This is a genomic window from Herminiimonas sp., from assembly GCF_030645555.1.
Lineage (GTDB): Bacteria > Pseudomonadota > Gammaproteobacteria > Burkholderiales > Burkholderiaceae_D > Oxalicibacterium.
Genome location: NZ_JAUSME010000042.1, coordinates 1 through 17,739 on the forward strand (window position 1 = coordinate 1; position 17,739 = coordinate 17,739).

Annotated in this window: 19 protein-coding genes and 1 pseudogene; 10 read left to right on the forward strand and 10 right to left on the reverse strand. The window is 57.6% G+C overall.

Annotation, left to right across the window (positions count from 1 at the left end; all coding sequences use genetic code 11):
* Positions 1 to 1,761 (forward strand): glucans biosynthesis glucosyltransferase MdoH (mdoH, locus tag Q7T06_RS01705; RefSeq protein ID WP_304779093.1); only part of this gene is annotated, 1,761 nt, incomplete at its 5' end.
* 36 nt (positions 1,762 to 1,797) lie between these two features.
* Here mdoH and Q7T06_RS01710 read toward each other — a convergent pair.
* Positions 1,798 to 2,736 carry a pseudouridine synthase gene (locus Q7T06_RS01710; RefSeq protein WP_304779095.1) on the reverse strand — a complete coding sequence of 313 codons (939 nt, stop codon included), beginning with the start codon at positions 2,734 to 2,736 and terminating at the stop codon, positions 1,798 to 1,800.
* Positions 2,691 to 3,530: a rhodanese domain-containing protein gene (locus tag Q7T06_RS01715; protein ID WP_304779097.1), complete on the reverse strand. Its 840-nt coding sequence runs from the start codon at positions 3,528 to 3,530 to the stop codon at positions 2,691 to 2,693. Before Q7T06_RS01715 ends, Q7T06_RS01710 begins: the two co-directional genes overlap by 46 nt.
* A gap of 240 nt (positions 3,531 to 3,770) precedes the next feature.
* Here Q7T06_RS01715 and Q7T06_RS01720 point away from each other — a divergent pair, with 240 nt between their 5' ends.
* Genes Q7T06_RS01720 through Q7T06_RS01730 form a run of 3 tightly spaced genes read left to right on the forward strand, consistent with a single transcriptional unit; the run spans position 3,771 to position 4,895 of the window.
* A complete protein-coding gene (locus tag Q7T06_RS01720; RefSeq protein WP_304779100.1) occupies positions 3,771 to 4,292 on the forward strand; it encodes a hemerythrin domain-containing protein in 522 nt (173 codons plus the stop codon).
* A 56-nt stretch (positions 4,293 to 4,348) separates the two neighbouring features.
* Complete coding sequence (locus Q7T06_RS01725; protein ID WP_304779103.1) at positions 4,349 to 4,549, forward strand: hypothetical protein; 201 nt, start codon at positions 4,349 to 4,351, stop codon at positions 4,547 to 4,549.
* Positions 4,550 to 4,592: 43 nt separating this feature from the next.
* Positions 4,593 to 4,895, forward strand: a complete 303-nt coding sequence (locus Q7T06_RS01730; protein ID WP_304779105.1) for a hypothetical protein — start codon at positions 4,593 to 4,595, stop codon at positions 4,893 to 4,895.
* Positions 4,896 to 4,911: 16 nt separating this feature from the next.
* Here the strand turns inward: Q7T06_RS01730 and Q7T06_RS01735 are convergent, their stop codons facing one another.
* Positions 4,912 to 5,991, reverse strand: a complete 1,080-nt coding sequence (locus Q7T06_RS01735; RefSeq protein WP_304779108.1) for an AI-2E family transporter — start codon at positions 5,989 to 5,991, stop codon at positions 4,912 to 4,914.
* A 210-nt stretch (positions 5,992 to 6,201) separates the two neighbouring features.
* On the opposite strand from Q7T06_RS01735, the gene Q7T06_RS01740 reads away from it, so the two are divergent.
* A complete protein-coding gene (locus Q7T06_RS01740; RefSeq protein ID WP_304779110.1) occupies positions 6,202 to 6,912 on the forward strand; it encodes an alpha/beta fold hydrolase in 711 nt (236 codons plus the stop codon).
* Between the two features lie 121 nt (positions 6,913 to 7,033).
* Here Q7T06_RS01740 and oxlT read toward each other — a convergent pair whose 3' ends face one another.
* Both oxlT and Q7T06_RS01750 read right to left on the reverse strand, forming a co-directional pair.
* Entirely contained in the window at positions 7,034 to 8,296 is a 1,263-nt protein-coding gene (gene oxlT / locus Q7T06_RS01745; RefSeq protein WP_304779115.1) for an oxalate/formate MFS antiporter, read from the reverse strand.
* A 524-nt stretch (positions 8,297 to 8,820) separates the two neighbouring features.
* Positions 8,821 to 9,330, reverse strand: coding sequence for an HPP family protein (locus Q7T06_RS01750; RefSeq protein ID WP_304779119.1), 510 nt, complete (start codon positions 9,328 to 9,330; stop codon positions 8,821 to 8,823).
* Positions 9,331 to 9,466: 136 nt separating this feature from the next.
* Between Q7T06_RS01750 and Q7T06_RS01755 the strand changes: the two genes are divergently transcribed.
* The 4 genes from Q7T06_RS01755 (at position 9,467) to Q7T06_RS01770 (ending at position 11,960) form a co-directional block, all read left to right on the forward strand.
* Positions 9,467 to 10,018, forward strand: coding sequence for a TetR/AcrR family transcriptional regulator (locus Q7T06_RS01755; protein ID WP_304779122.1), 552 nt, complete (start codon positions 9,467 to 9,469; stop codon positions 10,016 to 10,018).
* 232 nt (positions 10,019 to 10,250) lie between these two features.
* Positions 10,251 to 10,619: a hypothetical protein gene (locus Q7T06_RS01760; protein WP_304779128.1), complete on the forward strand. Its 369-nt coding sequence runs from the start codon at positions 10,251 to 10,253 to the stop codon at positions 10,617 to 10,619.
* 34 nt (positions 10,620 to 10,653) lie between these two features.
* On the forward strand, positions 10,654 to 11,160 hold the full coding sequence (locus tag Q7T06_RS01765) for an RNA polymerase sigma factor (RefSeq protein WP_304779160.1): 507 nt from the start codon (positions 10,654 to 10,656) through the stop codon (positions 11,158 to 11,160).
* Entirely contained in the window at positions 11,157 to 11,960 is an 804-nt protein-coding gene (locus Q7T06_RS01770) for an anti-sigma factor (protein ID WP_304779135.1), read from the forward strand. Before Q7T06_RS01765 ends, Q7T06_RS01770 begins: the two co-directional genes overlap by 4 nt.
* A 92-nt stretch (positions 11,961 to 12,052) precedes the next feature.
* On the opposite strand, the gene Q7T06_RS01775 is transcribed toward Q7T06_RS01770, so the two are convergent.
* Positions 12,053 to 12,970 carry a pirin family protein gene (locus Q7T06_RS01775; RefSeq protein ID WP_304779140.1) on the reverse strand — a complete coding sequence of 306 codons (918 nt, stop codon included), beginning with the start codon at positions 12,968 to 12,970 and terminating at the stop codon, positions 12,053 to 12,055.
* 1 nt (position 12,971) lies between these two features.
* Entirely contained in the window at positions 12,972 to 13,355 is a 384-nt protein-coding gene (locus Q7T06_RS01780; RefSeq protein ID WP_304779145.1) for an OsmC family protein, read from the reverse strand.
* A 294-nt stretch (positions 13,356 to 13,649) separates the two neighbouring features.
* Between Q7T06_RS01780 and Q7T06_RS01785 the strand changes: the two genes are divergently transcribed.
* A complete protein-coding gene (locus Q7T06_RS01785; RefSeq protein ID WP_304779151.1) occupies positions 13,650 to 14,699 on the forward strand; it encodes an isocitrate/isopropylmalate dehydrogenase family protein in 1,050 nt (349 codons plus the stop codon).
* A 127-nt stretch (positions 14,700 to 14,826) separates the two neighbouring features.
* Here the strand turns inward: Q7T06_RS01785 and Q7T06_RS01790 are convergent, their stop codons facing one another.
* From Q7T06_RS01790 to prpD, 3 genes and pseudogenes are all read right to left on the reverse strand, one after another.
* Entirely contained in the window at positions 14,827 to 15,264 is a 438-nt protein-coding gene (locus tag Q7T06_RS01790) for a YbaN family protein (RefSeq protein ID WP_304779154.1), read from the reverse strand.
* Positions 15,265 to 15,487: 223 nt separating this feature from the next.
* The gene (locus tag Q7T06_RS01795; protein WP_304779157.1) at positions 15,488 to 17,401 is read right to left on the reverse strand and encodes a propionate--CoA ligase; all 1,914 of its coding nucleotides are present in this window, start codon (positions 17,399 to 17,401) and stop codon (positions 15,488 to 15,490) included.
* A gap of 106 nt (positions 17,402 to 17,507) precedes the next feature.
* Positions 17,508 to 17,739: pseudogene (gene prpD / locus Q7T06_RS01800) on the reverse strand (2-methylcitrate dehydratase); the annotation flags it as partial.

The window sequence follows — 17,739 nt, forward strand, 5'->3', positions numbered from 1 at the left end:
CGCGTGTTTGCCGGGCTGCGCGCGACCTATGAATCGGTGCAGAAAACCGGCCAGCTGGATAACTTCGATTTTTTCATCCTGAGCGACAGCGGCAATAGCGACATCTGCGCCGCCGAGCTTGCTGCATGGGCGGCGCTGGGCAAGGCGGTCGACGGCTTCGGTCGCATCTTCTATCGCCGCCGCCAGCGCCGCGTGCGTCGCAAGAGCGGCAACATCGACGACTTTTGCCGGCGCTGGGGCAATAACTATCGCTACATGGTCGTGCTGGATGCCGATAGCGTGATGAGCGGCGATTGCCTGGGCCGGCTGGTGCAGGCGATGGAAGCCAATCCAGATGCCGGCATCATCCAGACCGCACCGCGCGCGGCCGGGCGCGACACGCTGTATGCACGTATCCAGCAATTTTCCACGCGCGTCTACGGCCCCCTGTTTACCGCTGGCCTGCATTACTGGCAGCTCGGCGAATCGCATTACTGGGGGCATAACGCGATCATCCGCGTGCAACCTTTCATTGAACATTGCGCCCTGTCGCTGTTGCCGGGCAAGGGGCCGTTCGCCGGTGAAATCCTGTCGCACGATTTCATCGAGGCGGCCTTGATGCGGCGTGCCGGCTGGAAGGTGTGGATCGCCTACGATCTGGATGGCAGTTATGAAGAAATGCCGCCCAACCTGCTGGATGAATTGAAGCGCGATCGTCGCTGGTGCCAGGGCAATCTGATGAACTTCCGCCTGTTCCTGTCGCGTGGCATGCACTCCGTGCATCGCGCTGTGTTCGTCACCGGCGTGATGGCGTATCTGTCGGCGCCGCTATGGTTCCTGTTCCTGATCCTGTCTACCGGCTTGCTGGCGCAGCATACGCTGACCGCGCCGGCCTATTTCACCGAGCCGTGGCAACTGTTCCCGATCTGGCCGCAATGGCATCCGGAGAAGGCGCTGGCCCTGTTCAGCGCAACGGCGACGCTGTTGTTCCTGCCGAAAATCCTCAGCATCGTGCTGATTTGCATGCAGGGAGCAAAACAGTTCGGCGGTCGCATCCGCGTGGTGATCAGCATGCTCATCGAAATGCTGTTCTCGATGCTGCTGGCGCCGGTGCGCATGTTGTTCCACACGCACTTCGTGATTGCCGCATTCATGGGCTGGGCGCTGCGCTGGAAATCGCCGCCGCGCGAAGATGCGGAAACCAGTCCGCGCGAAGCTTTCCGTCATCACGGTTTGCATACGCTGCTGGGCCTGGCGTGGGGCGCTGCGATTTTCTGGCTTAATCCGACTTTCCTGCCCTGGTTATTGCCCATCGTCGGTTCGCTGGCGCTGGCGATACCTGTCTCGATATTTTCCAGCAAGGTGTCGAATGGCTTGCGCTTTCGTCGCCAGAAACTGTTCCTGATCCCGGAAGAAGCCGAGCCGCCGGCAGAACTGCTGGCGACCGTTGCGCATGTGAAGGCGACGCCGGCGCTACCCGACTTTGTGCATGCGGTGGTCGATCCGGCTTTCAACGCAGTGGTGTGCGCCAGCGGCAAGCTGCACCTGCGACGTTCTGCTGCGGCGCAAAGTATCAGTGCCGAGCTGGTGCAAACCGCCTTGCTGAGTGGCCCGGACGCGCTGGCGGATGCGCAAAAAAATAGTCTGCTGGCCGATCCGCTGTATCTGTCGCAGCTGCATCTGGCGGCGTGGACCTCGGCGCATGCGCATCCGCAATGGCTGGCGAGCATCCGTCCATCTGTCGCAGCAGATGAGCCGCGTCGATTGCAGCGTGCTGCCTGAGTAGCCGTCGCCCAGACGTTCTGACTGTCGTGTCGGTTAAAACTGCAGGCCTTGCCGGCTTGCAAACTCACGCACCTGGCCGGAAAGCGGATCGATGAAGCGTATCGCTTGCGCCAGTAATTTCAGCGGCTGGCTGTAATCCTGTGCCGCGCCTTCATCCGGATACAGCTCGGGATAAATGCGGTCATTGACGATAGGGATGCCGAGCGCCGCCATGTGCGCGCGCAGCTGGTGCTTCTGGCCGCTGACCGGATGCAGGCGGTAGCGCCCGAGCGCGCCTTTGGTTTCCAGCAATTCAATGGCGGTTTCTGCATTCGCCTCGCCTGCGACCTCTTCCATTTTCATGAAGGTTGGACTTTCGATCAGGCGGCTGCGATACACGGTGGGCAAGGCCAGGTCGGCGCGCAGCGGCGCGATCGCTTCATACTGCTTGCTGACGGCGCGCTCGCGGAACAGCGTTTGATAAACATTGCGCGTGTGCGGCTGTATCGTAAACAGCACCAGGCCGGCGGTTTCCCTGTCTATCCGGTGCATGGGCGCGAGCGTATCGATGCCGAGCGCACGCTTCAGGCGCACCAGCAGGGTTTCCTGCAGATAGCGCCCGGCCGGCGTCACCGGCAGGAAGTGCGGCTTGTCCGCGACAACCAGATAGTCATCCTGATACAGCACCACTGCCTCGAAAGGGATGCGCGGTTCGGCCGGCAGGCTGCGGTAGTAAAAGATCTTGCTGTTGGGTCTGTAAGGGCTGGCCGGGTGCAGGATCTGGCCGCCAGCATCGAGCACCTCGCCGCGCGCCATCCTTTCCTGCCATGTGCTGCGCGGGATCGCCGGGAATTGTTCAGCCAGGAAATCGATGATGGTCTGCCATGGCCCGGGCGGCAGGGCGACGCTGCTGGGGCCGACCCCATTCCTGCTGGCTGGGGCGGCATTCACTCGCTGTCTTCGTCCAGCCGCCTGGCGCGTTGCAGGCGCCATTCCCATTCGGGTACGCCGCCGTAGACATCTTCCAGCGTGGTGCCGGTTTCCTGCAATTTGGTATCGAGTGCGATGCGGTTGTCGAAGACGAAGCATTCGCCTTCCCAGTCTTTTTCCGCATCCGGCATGGCCTGGAAATAATTGAGCACGCCACCTTCGAGCTGGTACACCGGCACGCCCATGTCCAGCATCCACGCGCTGGTTTTTTCGCAGCGTATGCCACCGGTGCAATACATTGCGACGCGCTTGCCTTCGCTTTGCCATTGCGGCACATGTTCTTCTATATAGGCGGAAAAATCGCGGAAGTTGTCGACGCCGGGGTCGATCGCATTCCTGAATTTGCCCAGCTTGTATTCAAAGCTGTTGCGATTGTCGATGACGACGACATCGTCTTGCACTATCAATTCGCGCCATTCTTGCGGGCTGACATCGATGCCGGTCTTGCTGACGGCATCGACATCGTCGACACCGAGATAAACGATTTCCGATTTCCGGTGCACCTTCATGCGCGCAAACGGTGACGTCTTGCAGGCGCTGCGCTTGAATGCTATATCGGCAAACTTGCCGTCAAAAACTGCGTCAGTGCGTAATGCTTGCTCGAACGCATCAACTGCGGCCCTGGTGCCGGCCAGCACGCCATTGATGCCTTCTTCAGCCACCAGGATGCTGCCGAGCAAATCATGCGTCAGTTCACGCAAACGCGTGACGACAGCGTCTGGATCGGCGAGCGCGGCGAATTTATAAAAAGCGGTATGCAGCAATGGCTCTGCTGCCTGAGACGGGGATAGGTTCATACCGGGATTGTCGCAGATTTACCCGGCAGCTTGCACAATCCGGGGTGTTGAAGCGCGGCAAGAGCGCATTTTCTTACATCAACTGAAGTCGCTGTCTGATACGCCTGTCCGCAGGTGGAAGCTACATTAATCGACGGATACGGGTTTGCAAATTGAGTAAATCCGGCATCTGCAAACTTCGGGCAAGAGCAGCATGATTGCTGGCCCGACTACACATTAATATTTACCCCGGGAGTCATGATGACAACTGCAACTAAATCGAATGCCAAGCCAGCCAGGAAATCACCAGCCAAATCTGCTACCACGGCAGCCGGTCCTGATGCGGTGACTTTGTTGATGGACGATCACAAGAAAGTGAAAAAGCTTTTCAAGGAATATGAAAAGCTGGCCAAGAAGGATGATGTCGACGGCAAGGTTGATGTCGCGATGCAAATTTGCGTAGAGTTGACGGTGCACGCCACCGTGGAAGAAGAAATTTTTTACCCGGCCGCACGTGACGCTATCAAGGACGATGATTTACTCAATGAGGCCGAGGTCGAGCATGCGACCGCGAAAGACCTGATTGCACAGATCGAGCAAATGTCCGGTGATGATCCTATGTACGACGCCAAGGTAAAGGTGCTCGGCGAGTACATCGATCACCACGTTGAAGAAGAAGAGACGGAAATGTTTCCGAAGGCCAGAAAAACAAAAATGGATCTGGAAGGACTTGCGGTGGAAATGATGGAGCGCAAGGAAGAACTGATGTACATGCCAGCCTGATGTCGTTGCCGGCACCTGTCGGGTGCCGGCAATACAGAACAGTTGAGGAAATAAAAATGAGCAAGAAAAATGGCGGCATCAACGACAACCACGATGCCAGCGGCGAGCAAAGCCACATCGACGGCAATTCCGGGATCAGCAACCTGATCGATAGCGAAGAACTACCTGATCCGCCGACAGAACTCACTTCGGAGCAAGCTGACGAGGCGCACAAGCATGCCAAGACACCGACCAAGCGCGACAGCAAGGTGTTTTGAAATTCTTTCCTGAATATTGAGAGACCGGGACATTGATATTGCAATGATGGTCGAGGCGATAGGCTGGGCAAGTGCGTTGATACTGTTGCTAACAGTGTCTTCCCAGGTATGGAAGCAGTGGCGCAGCAAAGCCAGCACTGGCGTGTCCAAATGGCTTTTCATCGGACAGATCAGCGCATCGTTCGGTTTTGTAATTTATAGCTTCGCTGTGGAAAACTGGGTGTTTGTACTGACCAACCTGCTGTTGCTGTTTGCTTCTGTTCTCGGGCAATATTTATATCTGCAGAATAAACATGCCGAGCAAAAGAAGACGCAGGCTGGACACAAAAAATCGCGGAGTGCTTAAGCAGATCAAGCCTGATTCAATCGGGTCTATGCTGTTTATTGGTTTCCTGTTTTTGGTTTTCTGCAGAAAACAGTTCCCATAGCGTGATGAAAACCGCGGCGATGACCGGGCCGATGACAAAGCCGTTCAAGCCCAGCAAGGCCATGCCGCCGACGGTGGAAATCAGCACGATGAAATCCGGCAGCTGGGTATCCTTGCCGACCAGGATAGGGCGCAGGATATTGTCGATCAGGCCGATCACCAGCACTCCGAATGCAACCAGCGTCACGCCTTGCCAGATCGCGCCGGTCAACAGAAAGTAAACCGCCACCGGTACCCAGACCAGGGCTGCACCGACTGCCGGCAGCAAGGAAAGAAAGGCCATCAGCACCGCCCACAGCAAGGCGCCTTGCACGCCGAGGAACCAGAATGCGATGCCGCCCAGCGCGCCCTGCGCGGCAGCGACGATGATATTGCCCTTGACCGTCGCGCGTATGGCGGTGGTCAGGTTATGGAACAGCGTGCGCTTGAGTTCGGTATTCAGGGGCACTGCCTGCTTGATGCGCACGGCCAGCGCATCGCCATCGCGCAGCAGGAAGAACAGGATGTACAGCATGATGGTAAAGCTGGCCAAGAAGTTGAAGGTGTTTTGACCTATGCTGATGGCTTGCTTGGTCAGGAATTCACTGCCTTGCACAGCGGTAGTCGTCAGCTTCTCCTGCAGCGCAGTAATATTACTCAGGCCGAAGCGTTCGAGTACATTCACCATCCAGCCCGGCAATACATCCACTACCTTTTGAAAGAACAGGCCGAAATTGATCTGGCCCGAGCGGATGTTGTTGTATAGCAGCGATGCTTCCTGCACCAGTGAAATCGAAATCAGGACCAGCGGGATGATCACCACGACCAGGCAGATGACCAGCGTTGCAAGGGCGGCCAGATTGGCGCGCTGATGCGTCTTGATCAGCAGCTTGCGATGGAAGGGCGCAAACAGGATCGCCAGTACGATAGCCCAGAACACCGCGCCGTAAAACGGCAGCAGGATGACCAGGAAGGCGATCGAGAAGGCAACCAGCAGCAGCAGGAAGGTTTTTTGTCTGATTTCCGGATAATTCATCTGATGGATGGCCTGGCAAGAGGCAGCATTGGTGATCGGGCTATGCTACCTGAAGTTATGGGCCAAGTGAGCGCGCTGCCCCACTTAGTCGCGGCAAAAGATGGATTGCGATGCCCGAGGGAACGTCGCCAGTCTTGCGCATGTCAGACGGATGAAGCCAGCCATCGTCCATCCATATCCCATCATGCAGTGCTCAACAGGAGATCATCCATGTCCACGCCTCAATCCGTCAACCTTGTGTTGCTGCCGGGCTTGTTGAACGATGCGCGACTTTGGCAGCATCAAGTCGAGACGCTGTCATCCATCGCCAGGGTTGTTGTTGCAGACATCACGCGCAGCGACACAATTGCTGCACTGGCGGCCGACGTGCTGGAACAGGCGCCGGACGGTCCGTTTGTACTGGCCGGTTTGTCTATGGGCGGTTATGTTGCGCTTGAAGTGATGCGGCAAGCCCCGGAACGCGTGCTGGCGCTCGCCTTGCTCGATACCAGCGCACGTGCCGACACGCCGGAAGCGACTGCAGGACGGCACACTCTGATGGCGCTGGCGGAAACGGATTTTCCAGCCGTGACGCAAACCCTGTTGCCGAAACTGCTGCATCCGGCGCATGTGGGCGTTGCGGCTATCGCCGACCCGGTCAGGGAGATGGCCGCGCGTATCGGCAAGGATGCATTCGCACGGCAGCAGCGCGCGATCATGTCGCGCATCGACAGCCGTCCTTCGCTGCACTTGATCCAGTGCCCGACGCTGCTATTGTGCGGGCGGGAAGACAAGGTCACGCCGCTGGAGGTGCACGAAGAAATGCAAGCCCTGATACCGGGTGCGAGCTTGACCATCATCGAGCACTGCGGTCACCTGTCGGCACTGGAACAGCCGGCGGCTGTGAGTGCCGCCTTGCGCAAATGCTTGCAGGAACTGTAAGGGGGAACTGCCTTCCTTTTTGTTGATGGCGGCAAACAGCACTGAATTTCAGGCAAAAAAAAGACCGGCGCGAGGCCGGTCTGGAAAGACTGCAGGGATTAATGATGCCGCATGGGCTGCCTTATTCAGGCAAGGCCGGTTTGCTCATGTGTTTTGCGCGCATAGGTTTCAATACAAACCATGCCATCAAGGCTGCCGTAGCGTTCAATCCGCTGGCGACCAGGAACACTGCATACCAGCCACCGGTTGCCGATGCCAATACTGCCGACAGTGGAACCAGCAACGAAGCGGTGCCTTTGGCGGTGTACAGCAAGCCAGCATTGGCGGTGGCGAATTTGCTGCCGAAGGTATCAGCGCAAGTCGATGGGAACAGCGAGTAGATTTCGCCCCATGCAAAGAACACGATACCGGTCAGGATAACGAAAGCGAATGGGTTGTGGCCGTAGTGGAACAGGGCCAGGATGCCGACTGCTTCAATCGCAAACGCGATGAACATGGTTGGTTCGCGACCGATCTGATCCGATACCCAGCCGAAGAATGGACGGGTCAAGCCGTTCAGGACGCGGTCGATAGCCAGGGCAAATGTCAGCGCCGGCAGGGTCAGGCCCATCATGCTGACTTGAACGTCGAACACCTTGAAGTCACGTGCGATCGAACCCAGTTGCGCAGTAGCCATCAAGCCGCCGGCTGCAACCATCACGAACATCGCATACATGATCCAGAAAACCGGTTCACGCAATACTTCGCTAGGCTTGTAGTCGCGTTTGGTTTGCTGGACGTTGGCAACTGCATCGCCTTTCTTGTGTTCCGGAGCGCGGAACAGGAACAGCGAAACCAGCACCACGATGATGCCCTGGCCGATACCGAAGTACAGGAATGCATCCTGGTAGCCGCGGTTGGCGATCATGACGGAAATAGGGATGATGGTGATGGCGGAACCAGCGCCGAAACCGGCAGCGGTCAAGCCGGCAGCCAGGCCGCGACGGTCCGGGAACCATTTCAATGCGTTACCAACGCAGGTGCCGTACACAGCGCCAGCGCCGATGCCGCTGACGACTGCAGCCAGGTACAACAATGGCAGTGAATCAGCAAACGAGTTGATGAACCAGCCGAGGCCGCACAGGATGCCGCCGACCATGACGACTGGACGCGGGCCGAATTTATCGACGAACCAGCCTTCGATAGGCACCAGCCATGTTTCAGTCAGCACGAAAATCGTGAATGCGACCTGGATCGCAGCGCGACTCCAGCCGTGTTTTGCAGCGATAGGGTCGACGAACAGTGTCCAACCGTACTGCAAGTTTGCAATCATCGCCATGGCGACGATGCCCAATACTAATTGTGTCCAGCGGAATGATGCTGGCCGCGCAGTTGCTTGATTCATTTTTGCCTTCTCTCAACTCTCAAGTATGGAAATGCACGTCGTAGTACTTCGTGCGCTCGTTGCAATAAACAACTGATTCAATCCGATCATTTGCAACCGCATCCATCCGTCAGAAAAGCTCGTAACTCATCTGATGCCGTGCATGCGATCCCGTGTTTATTTAATTCAACGACGCTACTATCAGAGAACAGGGGTTCAGTTGCTATGCTTCAAGTTAAGAAGCCGAGATATACAGATTGTGGATATCACGTATTCACGCGGCGATAAAAAATGGGAATTGTGGATAGCACTTAATGCTGTTGCGGCTAGTACTTATGAGAGGGTGTGGATAGTACTTATCAGACGTGTGGTTACTACTTACGCGTCGTCCAGTCAGGTGCAGCGCCTGCATCGATGATGGTGTTTTGAAAAAGGATGAAGCAGCATCGCTGGAATTTTATGCAGATGTGGGCACGATAAAAAACCCGATCGCGCAGCAGGGCGGACCGGGTTTTTTATCGCGCGTTGATGTTAGAGCCAGTAGGTCAGAACCAGTATTTTGGATAGGCGCGTTCCTTCGGTATGTTGTTGAAGACAAGCGCCACGATCATCAGTATCACGGCGCCCAGCAGCGTCGGCGTCAGCAGGAAATTCCAGGCTGGCGCCGACAGCATTACGATCACCGGATTGGAGCCGGCAGGCGGATGCACGGTGCGCGTTAGCTGCATCACGGCGATGGCAGTGCCTGCCGCCAGCGCCATGCTCCACCAGTGCGCGCCGAACAGGGTCAGGCAGGCCAGGCCTATCAGCGAAGACAGGAAGTGGCCGCCTATTACATTGCGCGGTTGCGAAAACGGACTCTCCGGGAAGCCGAATACCAGCACGCAGCTGGCGCCGAAGGAACCCAGTACCAGCGGCAGATGGCTGATGTCAGTGGCGATCGCGACGGCTGCAATCGCCAGGAAGCCGCCCAGCCAGGAAAGTGCAACATGCCGGAAGCCCGGGCGCGGCGGCACATCTGCACCGCCGCGCATTTTTGCAAAAAATGTATTCATCTATGCCGCCCAAGAAGTTGAGGAGTTGAGATCTGCCGTCTTTCAAAACTAGACAGATCTGTATAATATATACGCGAAGGCCGGCTGCCTGCAAGCGCTGGTTTTTACTGCCGCATAAACATGACGAGGGAAAACGATGCTGGATAAACGTGCAATGCTGGTGAAGACGGCGACAGAGTTGTTCGCGCAAGGCGGCTACACGGCCGTCGGCATAGACCGCATCATTGCCGACGCAGGCATCGCCAAGATGACGATGTACAAGTACTTCAAGTCCAAGTCGGATTTGATACTCGAAGTGTTGACGCAGCGCGATCTCTTCTTTCGCGCATCGCTGATGGCTTATGTCGATCAGCAAGCAAGCGCGCCGGAAAAAATCCGCGCCCTGTTTGTCTGGCATGAGCAGTGGTTCAGGCGCAAGGATTTCAACGGCTGCATGTTCATCAATGCGGCGGCCGAGTTTCACGACCGCAAGAACCCGGCCCATAAAATATCGGCGCTGCACAAGCAGCTGATCATCGACTACATCGCCAGCCTGCTGGCAGAAACACAGGGCGCGCGTGCGCCCAGGCTGGCTGCGCAAATCGGCATGCTGCTCGACGGCGCCATCGACGCCGCCCACATCGCTGGCAATCCGGACGCCGCGATGCAGGCCTGGGAAGTCGCGCAAGGCTTGCTCGACAGGGCTTGAACGATTGCCGGCAGGCAGCAGTGGCGCCATTGCGTCTGCGGGTGTAACTTGTCGTCAGCAATACGCGAGGAAAAAATATTTTCGTTTCCGTGGAATAAACCTGCCACAGCATCGTTTACCTCCATGTCAGCGCATTGCGGGTTTTTCTGACGCACATGGTGCACGACGACCAGGGGCAGCACTTGTTGATCGCTGCGCCCATTTGATCCATCTATCGAAAAGGAAGCTCAAAATGAAACTCTCCCATCTGCTGTTGTCCGTCACCCTGCTGGTTTCAAGCACGGCTTTTGCGCAAAGCGTGCCAGTCAAGAAAGCCGACGGCATCCTCGTCACCAGCGCCGGCATGACGGTCTATACCTACGACAAGGATGTTGCAGACAGCGGCAAAAGCACTTGCAACGGCCCTTGCGCAGCCAACTGGCCACCGGTTTCAGCCAAGGATGTCAAGCCTGCCGCACCGTACTCGCTGGTAACGCGCGACGATGGTTCGGCGCAACTGGCTTACAAGGGCAAGCCGCTGTACCAGTTTGCCTCCGACACGAAAGCCGGCGACCGCAACGGCGACAACCTCAAGGATGTCTGGCACGTGGTCAAGGACTGAGCGTCGCTGAGCCATCGCTGTCGTGAAATCTGCCATGCAGGATGAGCGCGATCGCTTGATCGCCTGTATTCCTCGTCTTCGCCGTTACGCCCGTGCGCTGCTGGGTGATCGCACGGGCGCCGACGACCTGGTGCAGGACACGATGGAGCGCGGCTGGAAGAAGCTGTCGTCCTGGCAGCGCGGCAGCGACATGCGCGCCTGGCTGTTCGGCATCATGCACAACCTGCATATCGATCAGGTCCGTCGCCCACGCATAGCAACTGAAGTGCTGGACGACGACACACCGATACCGGCGCTCAAGGCGACGCAGGACGATGGCCTGGAGTTGCGCGACCTGGCTACTGCCTTGCACGCACTGCCAGTCGAGCAACGCGAAATCCTGTTGCTGGTGGCGCTCGAAGAAATGACGTATGACGAAGTCGCCGCTGCGCTGGGTTTGCCGATAGGCACGGTGATGTCGCGCCTGTCGCGCGCGCGGCAAAAATTGCGCGCACAAATGGAAGGGCGATCGCTGGTATCGCAATTAAAGGTCGTCAAATGAATCAGCTTGTCGTTACCGAAGCAGACCTGCAAGCCTACGTCGATGGTTTCCTGAGCCAGGCGCGTAGTGAGGAAATCGCCGCCTATCTGGCAGCGCGGCCGGAAGAGCTGGCGCGCATAGCTGCCTATCGCGGACAGAATGATGGTTTGCGCGCACTGTTCAATCCGGTGCTCGACGAACCGGTGCCGGCGCGCCTGACTGCGGGCGTGATGGATGTACCGGTGCAGTGGCGGCGCTACGCGGCCGGCTTGCTGATTGCGCTGTGCAGCGGTGCCGGCGGCTGGATGCTGCACAGCAAGCTGCAGCCCGCGCTGCTGGCGAAATCCCCGCTGACAAATGCGAACGGCTTGATCACGGTTTCCGGGCTTGCGCGCCAGGCGGCGATTGCGCATGGCGTCTACGCGCCGGACGCGCGCCATCCGGTAGAAATCGGCGCCGATCAGGAAGAGCAACTGGTCAAGTGGTTATCCAAACGCACCGGTGCGACGATGCGCCCGCCCAAGCTGGGCAAGCTGGGTTATGAATTGATAGGCGGTCGCTTGCTGCCGGGAGAAAGCGGCAGTCCGGTTGCGCAATTCATGTACCAGGAAGCCGGCGGCCAGCGCCTGACGCTGTATGTATCCACCGATCAGGCCAAGAGCAAGGACACCGGCTTCCGCTTTGCGCAGCAAGGCGCGGTCAATGTGTTTTACTGGATAGACGGCAAGTTCGGTTATGCGCTATCGGGCGGCATCAACAAGGGTGAACTGACGCGCATAGCCTATGCCGTCTATGAACAACTGGACAGCAGGGTGCAGTGATCAGTACAGCAATGCACCGCATCGATTTTGAGTCACAGATATTGTAAAAATCGCTGACGCCTTGTGTGTACGCGCTATGTTTGTACCTTGTATCAGGGATAGCCGACCGGCTTGCCGGGGATGTCCGGCATGGGGATGAATTCGGTTTCGCCCGGCACCTCGGCAAAACGACGTTCCCGCCAATCTTCCCGCGCCTGTTCCAGTCTGTCGACCGAACTGGATACAAAATTCCACATCAGGTAACGCGAGCCATCCATGGGTTCGCCACCCAGCAGCATGAGCTTGGTCACGCCGGGCCCGGCGCCACGCAGCGTGACGGCGGTATTGGCTTTCAGCACCAGCAATTGTCCGGCATTGAAGATGCCATCGCGCCCCAGATCAAGCTGGCCTTCGATCACATACATTGCTTGTTCGGGGTATTCGGCAGGTACATCCAGCCTTGCGCCAGCCTGCAGCTGCACATCCACATAGAACAGGTCGGACAGGGTGGCGACCGGCGATTGCTTGCCGAAAAAACTGCCGGCAATGATTTTTGCGCTGGCGCCATCGCCTTCGATAATCGGCAATTGATCCGCTGCCGTATGTTCAAAGGCTGGATCGGTTTCTTCATATTTCTTCGGCAGCGCGACCCAGCACTGCAAGCCGTATAGCGATGAACCCTGCGCACGCAATGCAGCGCCGGTGCGTTCCGAATGCACGATGCCGCTGCCGGACGTCATCCAGTTGACTGCGCCGGGCTGTATGGTTTGCAGCGAGCCCAGGCTGTCGCGATGCACGATTTCACCGTCGTACAAATAGGTGACAGTCGCCAGGCCTATGTGCGGATGCGGCCGCACATCCAGCCCGCGTCCGGCAATAAAGGTATGCGGGCCCATCTGATCCAGAAATACGAAAGGTCCGACCATGCGCTTTTGTGTCGTCGGCAAGGCGCGACGTACTTCAAAGTTGTCGCCGAGGTCGCGCGTGCGCGGGACGACGACGGTTTCCAGTGCGCTATGGTCGGTATCCATATCAGTTGGATTGCGTGATGATCTTGATGTCGCCGGAGAGCGCCTTGTGTACCGGGCATTTATTGGCGATGGCAGTCAGGCTGTCTTTTTGCTCGGCGCTCAAGTCGCCATAATATTGCAGGCTGCGGTTGAAGACATAGACGCCATCCTGCTCCACCGCAACGACCGTCACGTCTACTTTTTCCAGCGGCATTTGCTTGCGGCCGGCATACATGTTCAGTGTCACTGCGGTGCATGCGCCCAGTGCTGCTGCCAGCAAATCATGCGGCACGAAACCGGCATCCTCGCCGCCGAAGGCGGATGGTGCATCGGCGATCAGCTTGTGCGGACCTGCTTCGACGATGTGTTGCAGCTTGCCTGCGCCTTTTGTTACTTTGATTTCCATCCGGGATCTCCAATTGGTTAATGAAATGAATCTATAAAATGAGTCAGTGAAATGACTCAGTGAAATGAATCAAGCAGCACTGCCTGGCAGTAAAAATCCACTATGGCCCGGCAGCGCGTAATAGCCGCCGTTACTATAGCGCACAAGGCAATTTCATATTGTTGCAGCCGGCATGTGAAAAATTCATCGGCGAGGGTCGCTCATGACGGCATATAGCGATAAACTGATGGTTTTATGCGCTAACGCACTATTTCAGGCGCTCTTCTCTCTCTGACCACTTCATTGGACCCGAACATGACGAACTACGCTACCCAGAAAAAAATTCCCGCCACCCTGATCCCCGGCGACGGCATAGGACCGGAAATCGTCGATGTGGTGGAGCGCGTGTTCGATGCCCTGGGCAATCCATTCACATGGGAAAAACACCAGGCCGGCATGAATGCACTGGAAACCAGCGGCGACCTGCTGCCGGCAACCACGCTCGACAGCATCCGCCGCACCGGCCTCGCACTGAAAGGCCCGTTGACGACGCCTATCGGCGGCGGCTTCCGTTCAGTCAATGTACGCCTGCGCGAAACCTTTCAGCTGTACGCCAACGTGCGTCCTGCCCGCACCATCGTGCCCGGCGGCCGTTATGAAAACATCGATCTGGTGCTGGTGCGTGAAAACCTGGAAGGCTTGTATGTCGGCCATGAACATTACGTGCCTATCGATGGCGACCCGCACGCGGTGGCCATGGCCACCGGCATCAACACTCGCGCCGGCAGCCGTCGCATCGCCAGGTTCGCTTTTGAATATGCAGTGCGCAACAACCGCAAAAAAGTCACGATCGTGCACAAGGCCAATGTCTTGAAAGCACTGACCGGCCTGTTCCTCGAAACCGCGCAGCAAATCGGCGCCGAATATGCGGATCGTCTGGAAATCAACGACCGCATCGTCGATGCCTGCGCTATGCAGCTGGTGCTCAATCCATGGCAGTTCGACGTGATCGTTTCCACCAACCTGTTCGGCGACATCCTGTCGGATCAAATCGCCGGCCTGGTCGGCGGCCTCGGCATGGCGCCGGGTGCCAACATCGGTGAAGACGCAGCGATCTTTGAGGCAGTACATGGTTCGGCACCGGACATCGCCGGCAAGGGCATGGCTAATCCGACCGCATTGTTGCTGGCGGCTGCGCTGATGGCGGAACACAAGGGTCTGGACAAGGAAGGCGCAATCCTGCGCAATGCGATCGATGCGGTTCTCAGCACCGAAAGCGGCCGCACTGTGGATCTGGGCGGCAAGATATCGACTTCGAAATTCGGCGATTTGCTGATCGAACGCATCCGCGATTCGCAGAAGTAAGCCGACAGGATGGTTGCTGATCGTGCGCGTTCAGCGTGCGATCAGTTCCGGATAGGCAGAATGGTATGAAAGAAAAGCGCAACGTGCGGATCAGGCACGTTGCGCTTTTGCTATTTTGACCTGCGATTTAATTGCGTGGCGGCGCTGCGTTGTCAGCGCGTGTCGGTATCCGTAGCACCATCGCAGCACCGATTGCTCCCAATGCCAGCAAGAAAACCTGCAGCCATAATCGACCCGAAAAGCTCCAGATCGATACACTCATCATCAACGTCATCGAAATGATCGCCACCGATTTGGTTCGGCGCGTCAGGCTGTGGTGCTCTTGCCAGTTGCTCAGCATCGGACCAAGCAGACGATGCTGCAACATCCATTGATGTACGCGCGGCGACGCTTTCGCGAAGCAAACCGCTGCCAGCAAAACAAAGGGAGTGGTTGGCAATCCCGGCAAAAATATACCGATCACTCCCAGTAGCAGGGACACGCCACCGGCGAACCCGTACAGGGCTTTGGCCAGACGCGATAGCGGTTTGCCTGCAATGGCTGGTGCGATGTGTTCTGGCGTCATGAAGCAAATAAGTGTTGGGTTTGGATTGCTGGTGCAAGCTGAAATTTCATTGCAAACGATACCCTGGCGAGGCTATTGCCGGGAAACGCAAGAATACATCTGTTGACGTTGCGCTGATACCTCATTCAACACAAGGGATCTGCAGCATAGTATGAAAAAAAGCGCAGCGTGCTGACAAGGCACGTTGCGCTTTTTTATTTGACGTTCAGATTTTTTCCGAAATTTACGACACCGGCAACACCGCCAGCGCCGCACGTATCTGCTGCAGCGCCGCCGGATCTTCTATCACTGCCAGGTCGCCCGGATCGCGTCCTTCGCAAATCGACTGGATGGCGCGGCGCACCAGTTTGCCGGAACGGGTTTTGGGCAAGGACGCCACAAAATGCACGCGCGACGGCCGCCCCACCGGCCCCAGATAATGATCCACGACCTTCATGATCTCGGCTTCCAGTGCTTGCGCGCCGGCCGGGGTGGCTGCGGGCGCGGCATTCTTGAGTATCACGAAAGCGACCGCTGCCTGTCCCTTGAGCGGGTCTTCGACACCAACCACGGCGACTTCGGAAACATTGCAATGGCTGGAAATGCTTTCCTCGATTTCGCGCGTGCCCAGCCGGTGGCCGGCGACATTGATCACATCGTCGGTGCGGCCGAGGATGAAGTAATAGCCATCCGCATCGCGTATGCCCCAGTCGAAGGTGGAATACAGTTCTCGCTTGAAGTTGCGCCAGTAGGTGCCGACAAAGCGCGCGTCGTCGCCGTGCAGTGTTTGCAAACAGCCGGGCGGCAACGGCCCTTCGATGACGACCACGCCTTTTTCATTGGCGCCGCATTCTTCGCCGGTGGTTTCGTCGATGATCTTCACCTTGTAACCGTAAATCGGCATGCCGGGGCTGCCCGGCCGGGTCGGCTTGTCGCCGACGCCCTTGGCGATCGACATGATGGGCCAGCCGGTTTCGGTCTGCCAGTAATTGTCGATGACCGGTACGCCCAGTTCGCCGGAGATCCAGTCGGAGGTGGTTTGGTCCAGCGGTTCGCCCGCCAGGTAGAGCGCCTTGAGCGAGGACAGATCGTGTTTTTTCAACAGTTCCAGCGGCTGTTTTTTCAGCACGCGGATTGCGGTTGGCGCCGACGACATGCGCGTCACCTTGTACTTTTCGACGATCTGCCACCAGATCGCGGCGTCGGGCCGGATCGGCAAGCCTTCATACATCACGGTTGCCATGCCTGCCAACAAGGGCCCGTAGACGATGTAAGAGTGGCCGACCACCCAGCCTATATCCGAGGTGCAGAAAAACGTTTCGCCAGCCTTGCCGCAAAAGATCAGGTCCATCGAAGTGGCCAGCGCCACTGCGTAGCCGCCGACATCGCGCAACACGCCTTTCGGCTTGCCGGTGGTGCCGGACGTATACAGGATGTAGGACGGCGCATTCGATTCCAGCCATACCACCGGCACCACCGCATCCAGGCAGGTCTGGCGCAGGGTGGCGTAGTCGATGTCGCGTCCGGCTACCTTGCTCATGGGCGCCAGGCCGCGATCGACCAGCAGCACCCGCGACGGTTTGTGTTGCGCCAGTTCTATCGCTTCATCGAGCAAGACCTTGTAGGGCATCACGCGGCCGGCGCGCGAACCGGCATCGGCCGAGATGATCAATACCGGCGCGGCATCGTCGATGCGGGTCGCGAGGCTGTTTGCGGCAAAGCCGCCAAACACGACTGAGTGCACGGCGCCGATGCGGGCGCAGGCCAGCATCGCGAACGTCGCCTCGGCAATCATAGGCATATAGATCAGCACGCGATCGCCTTGCTTGACGCCCAGCGCCTGCATCATCGCGGCGCAGCGATTGACTTCCGCATGCAGTTGCGCAAATGTGTAAACCGTTTCAGTGTCGGTTTCGGTGGAGATGGCAATCAGTGCCGGCTGCCCGGCACGGGTCGCCAGATGGCGGTCCACGGCGTTGTGGCAAAGATTGGTTTCGCCGCCGACAAACCATTTTGTGAATGGCGGCTTGCTGTAGTCCAGTGTCTGTTTGAAAGGCTGGTGCCATTCAATACGCTGCGCCTGTTCGGCCCAGAATGTGTGCGGATCATCGATGGAACGGCGATAAAACGCTTCGTATGCAGCTGCATCGAAACTCATGTGTATGTCTCCTCCGGTCAGATAACAATATTATTTTTGTAATGTTATTTTTATAGCGGGACGGCCCATGCCTGGAACACGTTCCAGGCATAGGTTGGTAACAAGGCTAGATCACGTACAGGTCCACATATTCATGGACCGGCATTGCCTCCAGCGCCTTTTGATCGAGCGACACTTCCAGGATTTTCTGCTGCTGTCGCGGCGGGAACTGGCGTGCCAGGTTGGTGCGGAACTTGGCTTCCAGCAGCGGGATGCCATCCTTGCGGCGGCGTGCATGGCCGATAGGGTATTCGACCACCAGTTCGGCCAGCGTTGTGCCGTCCTTGAATTCAACTGTC

What these genes read in the sequence shown, in the direction of transcription:
- Q7T06_RS01710 (WP_304779095.1), bottom strand. Translation starts at nt 2,736, where the DNA reads ATGGCGCCTGCAACGCGCCAGGCGGCTGGACGAAGACAGCGAGTGAAT.
- Q7T06_RS01715 (WP_304779097.1), bottom strand. Translation starts at nt 3,530, where the DNA reads ATGAACCTATCCCCGTCTCAGGCAGCAGAGCCATTGCTGCATACCGCT.
- Q7T06_RS01720 (WP_304779100.1), top strand. Translation starts at nt 3,771, where the DNA reads ATGACAACTGCAACTAAATCGAATGCCAAGCCAGCCAGGAAATCACCA.
- Q7T06_RS01725 (WP_304779103.1), top strand. Translation starts at nt 4,349, where the DNA reads ATGAGCAAGAAAAATGGCGGCATCAACGACAACCACGATGCCAGCGGC.
- Q7T06_RS01730 (WP_304779105.1), top strand. Translation starts at nt 4,593, where the DNA reads ATGATGGTCGAGGCGATAGGCTGGGCAAGTGCGTTGATACTGTTGCTA.
- Q7T06_RS01735 (WP_304779108.1), bottom strand. Translation starts at nt 5,991, where the DNA reads ATGAATTATCCGGAAATCAGACAAAAAACCTTCCTGCTGCTGCTGGTT.
- Q7T06_RS01740 (WP_304779110.1), top strand. Translation starts at nt 6,202, where the DNA reads ATGTCCACGCCTCAATCCGTCAACCTTGTGTTGCTGCCGGGCTTGTTG.
- oxlT (WP_304779115.1), bottom strand. Translation starts at nt 8,296, where the DNA reads ATGAATCAAGCAACTGCGCGGCCAGCATCATTCCGCTGGACACAATTA.
- Q7T06_RS01750 (WP_304779119.1), bottom strand. Translation starts at nt 9,330, where the DNA reads ATGAATACATTTTTTGCAAAAATGCGCGGCGGTGCAGATGTGCCGCCG.
- Q7T06_RS01755 (WP_304779122.1), top strand. Translation starts at nt 9,467, where the DNA reads ATGCTGGATAAACGTGCAATGCTGGTGAAGACGGCGACAGAGTTGTTC.
- Q7T06_RS01760 (WP_304779128.1), top strand. Translation starts at nt 10,251, where the DNA reads ATGAAACTCTCCCATCTGCTGTTGTCCGTCACCCTGCTGGTTTCAAGC.
- Q7T06_RS01765 (WP_304779160.1), top strand. Translation starts at nt 10,654, where the DNA reads ATGCAGGATGAGCGCGATCGCTTGATCGCCTGTATTCCTCGTCTTCGC.
- Q7T06_RS01770 (WP_304779135.1), top strand. Translation starts at nt 11,157, where the DNA reads ATGAATCAGCTTGTCGTTACCGAAGCAGACCTGCAAGCCTACGTCGAT.
- Q7T06_RS01775 (WP_304779140.1), bottom strand. Translation starts at nt 12,970, where the DNA reads ATGGATACCGACCATAGCGCACTGGAAACCGTCGTCGTCCCGCGCACG.
- Q7T06_RS01780 (WP_304779145.1), bottom strand. Translation starts at nt 13,355, where the DNA reads ATGGAAATCAAAGTAACAAAAGGCGCAGGCAAGCTGCAACACATCGTC.
- Q7T06_RS01785 (WP_304779151.1), top strand. Translation starts at nt 13,650, where the DNA reads ATGACGAACTACGCTACCCAGAAAAAAATTCCCGCCACCCTGATCCCC.
- Q7T06_RS01790 (WP_304779154.1), bottom strand. Translation starts at nt 15,264, where the DNA reads ATGACGCCAGAACACATCGCACCAGCCATTGCAGGCAAACCGCTATCG.
- Q7T06_RS01795 (WP_304779157.1), bottom strand. Translation starts at nt 17,401, where the DNA reads ATGAGTTTCGATGCAGCTGCATACGAAGCGTTTTATCGCCGTTCCATC.